Below are 1471 nucleotides of genomic sequence, written 5' to 3'. Positions count from 1 at the left end.
ACACGCACCCTGAGTCGCGGGCGGCGGCGGTGGCTGGAATCAGCCCCGGGGGGGGGCGGGGGGGGGGGGGGGCGGGGCGGCGGGGGGGGGGGCGGGGGGGGCGCCCCCCCCGCGCGCGCCCCCCCGGGTCCAGGACGCGTTCGCCACGGCCATGGCGAAGTGGCCGGAGACCGGCGTACCGCCGAGCCCGGCCGGCTGGATCATCACGACCGCCCGCAACCGCGCCGTCGACCGGCTGCGCCGCGAGTCCACCCGCGCCGCCCGGCAGACCGAAGCCGCCCGGCTGCGGGCCCCGGACGACCCCGTGGAGGAGGGACCCGTGCGCGACGACCGACTCCGTCTGATCTTCACCTGCTGCCACCCCGCGCTGGCCCCACAAGCCCAGGTAGCCCTCACCCTGCGACTCCTCGGCGGTCTGACCACCGGGCAGATCGCGCGCGCCTTCCTCGTCCCCGAACCCACCATGGCCCAGCGGATCGTCCGCGCCAAGGCCAAGATCCGCGACGCGGGCATCCCCTACCGCGTCCCGCGCGACGCGGACCTGCCCGACCGGGTCAGAGGCGTCCTGGCCGTCGTCTACCTCGTCTTCAACGAGGGGTACGGGGGCCGGGCGGACCTCTGCGCCGAGGCCCTCCGCCTCGGACGCCTCCTCGTCGAGCTCATGCCGGACGAACCCGAGGCGCTCGGTCTGCTCGCGCTGATGCTGCTCGTCGAGGCCCGGCGGCCCGCCCGTACGACGGCGGACGGTGACCTGGTCCTCCTCGCCGAACAGGACCGGACGCTCTGGGACCGGGACCTGATCACCGAGGGGCAGGCCCTCGTGCGCCGCTGTCTTCGCCGGGACCGGCCGGGGCCGTACCAGATCCAGGCCGCGGTCAACGCCGTCCACAGCGACGCGCCGACCGCCGCCGCCACGGACTGGGGCCAGATCCTGGCGCTGTACGACCAGCTCATGTCACTCGCGCCCAGCCCGGTCGTGGCCCTCAACCGTGCGGTCGCCGTGGCCGAGACCGAGGGACCGCGGACCGCCCTCGCACTCGTGGAGGCGCTGGACCTGGAGGGGTACCACGCCTTCCACGCCGTACGGGCCGAGCTGCTGCGCCGGCTCGGACGCGACGCCGAGGCACTGCGGGCGTACGACGCCGCCATCACGCTCACCGGCAGCGCGCCCGAACGCGCCCGTCTCGAACGGACCCGAGCGGCCCTCGCGGAGGCCTGACGGCGCGGCGCCCCGGGCCCGCCCTGATCGGCGGCGTCGCGCTGCGAATGTGCGCGGCCGCGGGCATCGTGATGGAGGGGCGTGGTGTGCCGAGCGGACGCGCCCGGCACCTGTCGGACGGCTCGCCGGGCATGCCGGTGGACCGTTCGTCGGCCACCGACCGTCCCGGGTGCGGCCGTCGGGCGCGGGGGCCGCGCGCCCCGCCCCGCGCGCCCGCGGGCGCCGGGCGGGGGGCGGCGCGCGCGGCGCCCG

1 pseudogene is annotated in these 1471 nt (G+C 77.8%); it reads left to right on the top strand.

The annotated features are described in order from the left end of the window. Nucleotides 1-115: 115 nt before the first annotated feature. A pseudogene (locus ACFXGX_RS27720) lies at nt 116-1219 on the top strand (RNA polymerase sigma factor); the annotation flags it as partial. Nucleotides 1220-1471: the final 252 nt, after the last annotated feature.

The sequence above is a fragment of the Streptomyces sp. NPDC059371 genome (assembly GCF_042751995.1).
Taxonomy (GTDB): domain Bacteria; phylum Actinomycetota; class Actinomycetes; order Streptomycetales; family Streptomycetaceae; genus Streptomyces.
The sequence above is the reverse complement of the archived record's forward strand: the minus strand, read 5'-3'. Positions and strand labels throughout refer to the sequence as shown.